The organism is Candidatus Hepatincolaceae symbiont of Strigamia maritima (assembly GCF_055505085.1).
Window position 1 is genome coordinate 1 of sequence record NZ_DBKDTU010000137.1, and the last position, 9,068, is coordinate 9,068.

Sequence of the window (9,068 nt, forward strand, 5' to 3'; positions counted from 1 at the left end):
ACCGAGATCTACACTCTTTCCCTACACGACCCTCTTCCGATCTTGCCGGTAAGCCGTTTACCGCTTCTACATAGTATTATTCAATCATTAAACACCCTAAATAGTAATTAATAATTATGGTAATAATCATCAAAATTACCATAATTGCCACCCCAAGCGTAAAAAAGTAAGATAAAAACTACTAAACAAAGTTTAATGCATTGTTATTAGAATTAGGCATATGATATACTACATTAGTGTAACGAACACTAAAGACAAGCCTAAAATAATAACCTAATAAACATAAATAAGAATCAAAATATTAATCATGGAAAATATAATAAATAAAATATTCCCAAATTCATTAGAAAATCTATCTTTATTTACAAAAGATGAAAACCAACAACTCATCTTTTTTGAGAAAGAAGAGAATAGCAATAAATGGTATCTTAAAAGTTTTTCAAATAAAGAAGAAGAAAAATTAGTTTATACTGAGAAAAAGACGGCACCTGAAGAAATAGTAAGACAATTATTTATTAATAGGCTTATACATAAGTATAAATACCCTAAATCCTTAATAGAGATTGAAGTTTCTGTCAATTTTGGTAGAGAAAAGAAAAGAGCTGATATTGTTGTTTATAAAGATGACAAAATTACTCCTTATATAATAGTTGAGGTTAAAAATCCTAAAGAAAAAAATGATGTAAAACAACTTAAAAGTTACTTAAATGCAGAAGGTGCCCAAATAGGTATAGCTATTAACGGCTTAACTCAGGAAATATTACATAGACCATACCCTAAAGATTTTTCAGCCTTACCGTTTATTCCGGAATATAAACAAGAAGTAGAAGATGTTTTTGAAAAAACTTTTACCTATGACTATCTTGAGGAGCCAAAACAATTAAAACAAATTATTCAAAACTTAGAAGAATTAGTTTTAGCTAACTCCGGGTACAATGCTTTTGATGAAATTTTTAAAATTATCTATGCAAAAATATACGATGAAATCCAAGCTATAGAGAATAAAGAATATATACTAGAATTCAGAGCTAGAAAAGATACCCAAATTACAAAACAATTTATAGATAAATTATTTGAATCAGCAAAAAAAGAATGGAAAGATATCTTTGAAGATAGTGATAAGATTAAGTTAAAAGATACTCATTTAGTATTTATAGTTGCTAGCTTACAAGAATTCTCTTTAATGGATTCAAATTTACAAGTTATTGATGATGCCTTTGAATATTTAATACCGGATGTTGCAAAAGGTAAAAAAGGTCAATACTTTACACCTCGTCATGTTATTGATATGTGTGTAAAAATGATGAATCCTCACAATAAAGAATTAGTAATAGATACAGCCTGTGGTTCCGGTGGCTTTCTAATTCATACTATGAATTATATAAAAGATGTAAAGTAATCAAGTAAATCAGCTTTACAGAGATATGCCTCAAAATATTTATGGGGTATTGATTTTGATGAAAAAAGTTCAAAAATTTCAAAAGCAATGATGTTAATAGCAGGGGATGGTAAAAGCCATATTTTCAAAGAAAATTCTTTAGATTCTGATTCGTGGTCTGATAGTATAAAAGTTAGTTTTGAAAATGAAAAACTAATACGCGATGATTCTTATAAAAATTTTAATTTTGATATTCTATTGGCAAACCCACCCTTTGCAGGAGAAGTTAATGAAGGACACATTTTAACTCAATATCCTAATGTTGTAAAAGAAAAACAAACAAAAATTTCAAGGCACTTATTATTTATAGAAAGAAACTTGAATTTTGTAAAAGACGGTGGTCGTTTAGCCTTGGTATTACCCCAAGGGGTATTTAATAATACCTCTGAGCAATATATTAGGGAGTTTTTAGCTAACAAAGCAAGAATACTAGCAGTAGTAGGCTTAGAAGTAAATACATTTAAGCCACATACGGGAACAAAAACTAGTGTTATTTTCTTACAAAAATGGGATACAAAACTTTGTCCAAAACTTATAGACTATCCTATATTTTTTGCTACAAGTGAACAAAGCGGTAAGGATAATTCAGGGGAATATATTAAGAAAACTATAGATGGTAAAGAAGAGCTTGTACATGATTTATTTGATATTGCAGAGGCATTTATAGAATTTGCTAAATCTGAAAAATTAAGCTTTTGGGAATCTTAGGTGCAATATTCTATAATAAATTTAAGTGAGGTTAGAATAGGAATTGATTTTAGAATTGATGCTGAATTTTTTATCATTCAATTATATAAATCAAATATAAATACTATTAAGTTAAAAGATTTTACTTCTATTATAGTAAATGGTGATGATATAAGAACATATGTTTATAAAGGAATTAATTATATAAAAACAGGAGATTTTAATAGTTTTGGTTTAGGTAACTTAGCTACAACAGATAAAGTACCATATACAAGCAAAAATAAAATTATTTTAAATATTGGTGATCTTTTAATAACAAGAAAAGGTAATTATGGAAAATCAGAAGTTGTTTACAATGATAAAATTAAAAATAGCTATATTAGTTCAGAGATATTTCATTTAAAAATTAACAATATTAATTCTTATTACTTAAAAATATTTCTAAGTTCTTATTATGGACAAGCTTTATTTGAAAAATATAAACATGGTATTTCAAATTATAGTATTACACAGCAAGCTTTACTTGATTTTGATATTTATAATCCTTCAAATAAATTTCAACTAATAATAGAAAAATTAGTTAAAGAAGCAAACTCTTTACAAGAAGAAAGTAACCAATTATATCAACAAGCAGAGGATTTATTATTAGAAGAAGTAGGCTTAAAATATTGGCAAACAAAACATACACTATACTATATTAAAAATTACTCAGAAGTGCAGAAATCAGCAAGACTTGATGCCGAATACTACCAACCTAAATATGATGATATAATTTCTAAAATTAAGGCTAAAAAGTTTGATCAATTAAAAAATATAGTAGCTATTAAAAAATGTATAGAACCAGGTAGTGCTGAATATAGAGAAAAGGGAATCCCATTTATTAGGATAAGTAATATGTCAAAAATTGCTTTAACTGATAATAATCAAAAATATATTTCTAATGAGTTTTATGAAGAAAACAAAAATCATCAACCAGTTAAGGGAGAAATACTTCTCTCTAAAGATGGTTCTGTGGGAATAGCTTGTTATTTACCTAAAGATACAAGAAAAATGATTTGCTCAAGTGGTATTCTAAGATTATCTGTTAAAACAAATATAAAGCAAGAATATTTAACATTAGTTCTTAATTCTATTTTAGTTTCATCACAAGCAGAAAAAGATTCAGGAGGAGCTTTAATAAATCATTGGTTAGTAAATCAAATAGAAAATGTTGTAATTCCTCTATTAGATTGTCAACAACAAATAGCCTCTTTAGTTCAAAAATCAACACTTGCAAGAACTCAATCTAAACAACTTCTTGAAATAGCTAAGCAAGGAGTTGAAAAAGCAATAGAAAATGACGAAACCGTTGCTGAAAAATGGATTAATGAACAATTAAAAAAATTAGATATTAGCTTATGATAATATTTTTCTCTAAACCCTACAAATTGTTTATATGACTATATTATAGGATGTTAATACCTTTGTTAAGCATATAATTACCAAGATAATTGTTGTAAATGTTTACTTCTACTTTAACCTAAAGATTTTTAAATATCATTATCAGTATTACTTAATTTTAGAATAAGCTTAAATTCTTGTTTAGTAACCGGCATTACTGATAATCTTGATTGCTTTACTAATAGCATATCCTGTAACTCAGGATGTTGTTTAATTTGTGCTAAAGTAACCGGTTGAGTTAGTGTTTTATAAGCTTTTACTGCTACTAATCCAAATCTTGGTTCTTTACAATCCGGATAATATGGAGTTACTACTTCTACAATTCCCACTATTTCTTTCCCGATACTAGAGTGATAAAACAAAGCTAAATCTCCTATTTGCATTTGCCGCATATAATTTCTTGCCTGATAATTTCTTACCCCGTCCCAAACCTCAATACCCTTTTCCTCTTGCTGCTGATATGACCAAAGATTAGGTTCACTTTTTAATAAAAAATACTGCATTGGTTATACTGACTTTATTTACATTATTCAGCCTTAAGGGAGCGATTTAATAAACTTATAATAGATTCTTTTACTGCTTTTTGCTCATACAAAATATTATAAACTTCCCTACAAATCGGCATCTCCACAGCATATTTTTCCGCCAACATATAAATAGCTTGAGCATTATAATATCCCTCACGTACTCCGGATTTAGCAGACACCAACTCTTCACTATAAGCACCAAGTTCTCCGATAGCAAAACCAAAAGAAAAATTACGTGACTCTTTATTAGTAGCAGTTAAAACTAAATCTCCTAATCCGCTAATTCCGGTAATAGTATCTTTATTACCACCTAGTTTTTCCGCTAAACTTATAGTTTCAGTTAATCCTCTGGTAAGTAGAGCACATAATGCGTTATATCCTAAATTAAGCCCGGCTGTTATACCGCAGGCTATAGCCAATACATTTTTTACTACTCCCCCTAATTGCGAGCCTATAATATCAGTAGAAGCATAAATTCTAAGGTTATGTCTAGTTAATTTTTCAGCTAACTCTAAGGCATTATCTAACTTTTTTGTAGCTAACACTAAAATTGTGGGTTTATTAAGTACTAGTTCAGAAGCAAAACTCGGACCGCTTAAAATTCCCATCTCTGCTTGAGGTATTTCTTCAAGTACTACTTGTGATAAGAATTTAGCCTCCGGTAATTCCAATCCTTTAGAAGCAATAATAATAGGGGCTTTAATCAGCGATTTATCCATACTTTTTACTACTTTACGAATATGTTGAGAAGGAGTAGTAATAATTATCAAATCTCTAGCTGTAACTGCTGTGTTAAGGGAGTTAACTGCTGTAATATTTTCTGTAAGCACAATATTAGGTAAATATTTATGATTAATCTTCTGTTGATTAATTGACGTTACTACTTCTTCTTCTATAGCATAAAGCATCATTTCACAATTATCATAAGCTATGACATTACCCAAAGCAGTGCCAAATGCCCCTGCTCCTATAATAGTAATTTTAGTTTTTGTCATATCATATCTCCTGTTAGTGTTTATATATCTTCCAAAGACCATCTAGGATTTATAGGAGAACTTAGGTTGTCTATTAACCCTAGCTGTAATTTTAAAAGCCCTGCATAAGCAATCATTAGTGCATTATCTGTACATAAATCAAGTGGTGGAGCATAAAAATCTAACTTAACTTTGCTACAAAACTTCTCTAAACCCTCTCTAATAGCCAGATTAGCAGAAACTCCTCCTGATACCACGAAAGCTTGAGGAATTCCAAAGAGTTTGTTGAATATATCATAGGCTTTTTTACTTTTGTAAACACATAACTCTACAATAGTATGTTGAAAAGAAGCAGCAATATCTTGTTTATCCTTCTTAGTAATAGTTGTTTGTTGTTGTAATTTTAAAACTGTAGTTTTAACTGCAGTTTTAAGACCTGACAAAGAAAAATTACAACCCTGACTATACAGCATGGGCTTAGGAAAAATAAATCTAAAAGCATCTCCTCTTTCTGCTAAGCATTCAATATGTTTACCACCTGGATAAGGCAATCCTAATACTCTGGCAGTTTTATCAAAAGCTTCTCCGATGGCATCATCCATTGTGGTTCCAAGAATTTTATATTTATCTACCCCTAATACCGCTACAAATTGTGTATGCCCTCCTGAAATTAACAACAATAAATATGGAAAAGCAAGATTTTGGGCTAATTTTGGCATTAGAGCATGTCCCTGCAAATGATTCACTGCCAAATAAAATGTATTATGAACTAATGCAATAGTTTTAGCATAAATTACCCCTACTACTAACCCTCCTATTAAGCCGGGTCCGCTAGTAACAGCTATGGCATCAATTTCTTTAAGAGTTATTTGGGCAGATATTAAAGCTTTTTGTAAAACTACATTTATAGTCTTCAAGTGAGCTCGTGCTGCTAATTCCGGAATTACCCCTCCAAAGATTTCATGTTCCATTTGCGAATAAGTAAAGTGTGAGAGAATATTATTATCTCTTATAATCGCAACTGACGTTTCATCACAACTCGTTTCAATCCCAAGTACCAACATAATTCCTCTATATTATCCCTCTGTTATCCGATAGTTCCAAAATTAAACGTATATTAAATAATTATTTATATGATTAATTATACTTTATTATATAATATTAATTGAGTAATAAATTTTTTATAGGTAGAAGAATGATACAAATTACAGATTCTAACATTAAACCTAAAAAGTCTAACCATAAAACTTGGTTTGTTATATTGCTTATAGTAATATTAATCTTTGGGGGATTGGGATATAAATACTACAATAAATATTTTATGAAAGAACTTTTTACTAAAACTACTAAACCTTCCATAGCAGAAGAAGTAACAGCTTTTGATGAAATAACTACTTTAGGAACAACCATAGAGCAGTTAAAATCTCAATTAATAACCCAGAATAATAATACCTATTCCCAATTAACAATTTTAGATAATAAACTTAATTCCCTAACAAATAATATTGCTACTAAATTAACTAATATTCAAACTATTCAACAAGATAAAGATGTACTTTATACATTAATTAGTATTAATCAACTAAGTAGTGCTTTACAAGATTCTCGTCCTTTTACCCAACAATTGGCAACCTTTAAAAATATTAATGCTAAAAATAAATCTCTACTTGCTTTAGTTACACCCTTAGAGAAGTATCAAACTACCGGAATAAAGTCTGAAGATTTAATTTCTGCAAATTTTACACTGTTAATAAATAAACTTTTAATTCGCTCTTATAAGAACGATCATACTCTTAAAGGATATCTTAAATATTATTTAAGTTATATTTTTATTATTAGGAGAATAGATTCCAAAGACCCTAATTCTACTCAAACAGAGGATGTAATAGCAAGAACAAATGAAGCATTTGCCAACAGAGATTTGCAAAGAGCTTTAGATACTTTATATATCTTACAAGATTTTAATAATCCAATACTTAATAAACTTTTAGAAGATTTACAAGCACGAATTCTGGCAAATAGCATTACTGTCTCACTGCAAAACGAAATAATTAACCATTTAGCAACAGGAAAATAATATGATACGGGGAACAAAACTACTATTAAGTATAATTTTATTAAGTATTATTATAGCTTTTTTTATTAAAAATCCCGGATTTATAGTTATAGATTGGGTAGGCTATAATATCACTTCTTCAGTTTTGGGATTAGTAATAATCCTTTGTGTAATTTTTTTACTAATTGTTTATGTTAAAGGTTTATTATCTTCTATTTTTAGATTCTTTATAAGAGATAAATACCACAAGCACTTACAAGAATTAATTAATTTAATTTTTAGCAATCACTTAGACAGCAACCAAATTATTAATGATGTTCTTACTAAAAAACTAAGAACTAGGGCTATTAAAAAATTAATTACTCTAATTACTTTAATTCAAAAAGAAAAATATGATAAGGCTTTAATTTTTATTAGAGATAATGAAAAAAATTCTCAACTTACTAATACTTTACTGTTTATACAAACTGTACTTTATTTAAAATTAAATAATAAAGAAGAAGCTTTATTAATTTGTAAAAAATCCTTAAATTTACGTCTTAAAACATCATGGCCCATGATGCAGTTATTCGAAATTGCTCTTCAGAATAAACTGTTTAACCAATTTTACTATATTAACAACCTTTTATCTCAAAAGATTTATCTTAATAAAGAAGAATATAAAAAGGTTTATTGTTATACTAAATATTATCTTGCTAAAGAATTACTAGATCAAGGAAACATTCAAAATTGCCAAAATATAGGACTTGAAGTAATTAAAAAATTCCCAGATTTTGTTAAGATTTACAAAATAATTTTAATGACTTACAACTATTCCCAAAATACTGCCAAAATCACTTATTATGCAGAAAAATGCTTATTAGAAAATCTATCTATAAACTCTGCTCAAACCTATTTGGAATTTATTAAAGAATCAGACTATGAAACTTTATTAACTAAAATTAATAAAATTATCCCCTCTTCTGCTAAAGAAACTAATAGTTATTATTTAGTATTAGCTTATGTAGCAACTCAGTTTGATAAACAAATAGAGGTACAAAATTATTTAGATAAAGTATCTTCAATTGAGCCTAAATATACTATTCTGAAATCTCAAATTCTGCTAGAACAAAAAGAATATCTTAAGGCCTATAAAACTTTGTTTGCAAGTATTCCCCAAACTTTTAATTAAAACCTTAGGTTTTAAGAACTAGCAATATTCTAAGTTAAAACCTTAAACTGAATGACTAAATAAGAATATTAACTGTATTGAGGGATTTGGTGAATAGTAATATATTAAAAATATCTTTGTTTATTCTGTTTTTACTTTCTCTTATTGTTATGTTTTATATTTTTAATTATAATGCTACTAATAAGATTCCGTTAAAATTTCCATTTTTTTTAAGTACTAAGTATGATAAATCTTATGTTAGAACCGGACCGGCTAAGGAATACCCAATTATTTTTATTTACAATCAAAAAGCAATACCTTTTATGGTAATTGCAGCTTATAAAAATTGGTATAAAATCAAGGACTTTAGTGGTCAAGAAGGTTGGCTAAATAAAACTTTAGCTATGTCTAATAAAAAGGCAATTATTCTAAATGATACATATATTTATAGATTCCCTAATTTTGGTTCTAAGATTTTAGTTACTTTAAAACATGGTCTTTTAGTTAGCATTGAAAAGTGTGCCTTAAATACTGATTATTGTAAGATATATCTTAAATTATCTAATAAACGTAGTATTATAGGATGGGTTTTAAAAGAATATTTATGGGGTATAAGTAAATAACTCTAACTTATTTCACACTACTAGATATAGCTTATTATATAAAATCTTAAAGAGGATTGCACTAGATTAATTTATAAATAGGAATTCTAAACTCTCTACAACACTTAGACTTCTTTACATAGAAATTACCTATCAGCATTACTTACTTGTATTGGCAATCTTTTCAATAGTAT

Annotated in this window: 7 protein-coding genes and 1 pseudogene; 5 read left to right on the forward strand and 3 right to left on the reverse strand. The window is 28.0% G+C overall.

Translation table 11 applies throughout. The features are described 5' to 3' along the window. Nucleotides 1-307 precede the first annotated feature (307 nt). Nucleotides 308-2,146, forward strand: a pseudogene (locus ACQCX0_RS03495) (N-6 DNA methylase). Next, the gene (locus ACQCX0_RS03500; protein WP_462562789.1) at nt 2,147-3,526 is read left to right on the forward strand and encodes a restriction endonuclease subunit S domain-containing protein; all 1,380 of its coding nucleotides are present in this window, start codon (nt 2,147-2,149) and stop codon (nt 3,524-3,526) included. It begins immediately after the preceding pseudogene. 128 nt (nt 3,527-3,654) lie between these two features. On the opposite strand, the gene ACQCX0_RS03505 is transcribed toward ACQCX0_RS03500, so the two are convergent. The 3 genes from ACQCX0_RS03505 to tsaD are packed head-to-tail and all read right to left on the reverse strand — an operon-like array spanning nt 3,655 to nt 6,130. Beyond that, nucleotides 3,655-4,068 (reverse strand): EVE domain-containing protein, encoded by a 414-nt coding sequence (locus ACQCX0_RS03505; RefSeq protein WP_462562790.1) that lies wholly within the window; start codon nt 4,066-4,068, stop codon nt 3,655-3,657. Nucleotides 4,069-4,091: 23 nt separating this feature from the next. Then, entirely contained in the window at nt 4,092-5,087 is a 996-nt protein-coding gene (locus ACQCX0_RS03510; protein WP_462562791.1) for an NAD(P)H-dependent glycerol-3-phosphate dehydrogenase, read from the reverse strand. 20 nt (nt 5,088-5,107) lie between these two features. After that, the gene (tsaD, locus tag ACQCX0_RS03515; RefSeq protein ID WP_462562792.1) at nt 5,108-6,130 is read right to left on the reverse strand and encodes a tRNA (adenosine(37)-N6)-threonylcarbamoyltransferase complex transferase subunit TsaD; all 1,023 of its coding nucleotides are present in this window, start codon (nt 6,128-6,130) and stop codon (nt 5,108-5,110) included. 131 nt (nt 6,131-6,261) lie between these two features. On the opposite strand from tsaD, the gene ACQCX0_RS03520 reads away from it, so the two are divergent. From ACQCX0_RS03520 to ACQCX0_RS03530, 3 genes are all read left to right on the forward strand, one after another. Further along, complete coding sequence (locus tag ACQCX0_RS03520) at nt 6,262-7,143, forward strand: hypothetical protein (protein ID WP_462562793.1); 882 nt, start codon at nt 6,262-6,264, stop codon at nt 7,141-7,143. A 1-nt stretch (nt 7,144) separates the two neighbouring features. Beyond that, on the forward strand, nt 7,145-8,293 hold the full coding sequence (locus ACQCX0_RS03525; RefSeq protein WP_462562794.1) for a tetratricopeptide repeat protein: 1,149 nt from the start codon (nt 7,145-7,147) through the stop codon (nt 8,291-8,293). A gap of 89 nt (nt 8,294-8,382) precedes the next feature. Next, nucleotides 8,383-8,895, forward strand: coding sequence for an SH3 domain-containing protein (locus ACQCX0_RS03530; RefSeq protein ID WP_462562795.1), 513 nt, complete (start codon nt 8,383-8,385; stop codon nt 8,893-8,895). The last annotated feature ends 173 nt before the right edge of the window (nt 8,896-9,068 follow it).